Consider the following 320-nt stretch of genomic DNA (forward strand, 5'->3'; position numbering starts at 1 on the left):
CCTCGATTCGAGCTTCCAGTTCCGTGATCCTTTTCTCCAAATAGACCAAGTGGTCCCAGTGGTCTCGAATCATCTCGCGATGATGACGACGCAACTTGCCATTGAGCGCGTCTAGCAACTGCGGGACTTTCTTTTTTAAACGGGTTTTGACCAGGCTTTTAACTGTCATTTCGTCGATGACCTCGCCGTCCATGATCTTCTGGAGCAGGCCCCGTCCCGAAACCCCATATAAATCGGACATAAAGGTGGTTAGCTTGATGTTGGCATCCTGCAGGATTTTGTGAATGCGGTTTTTCTCCGCCGTCACCGCCTGCACCATC

1 pseudogene is annotated in these 320 nt (G+C 50.9%); it reads right to left on the reverse strand.

Annotation, left to right across the window (positions count from 1 at the left end):
* Positions 1-320: pseudogene (locus C162_RS36475) on the reverse strand (IS110 family transposase); the annotation flags it as partial.

The sequence above is a fragment of the Paenibacillus sp. FSL R7-269 genome (assembly GCF_000517865.1).
Lineage (GTDB): Bacteria > Bacillota > Bacilli > Paenibacillales > Paenibacillaceae > Paenibacillus_AQ.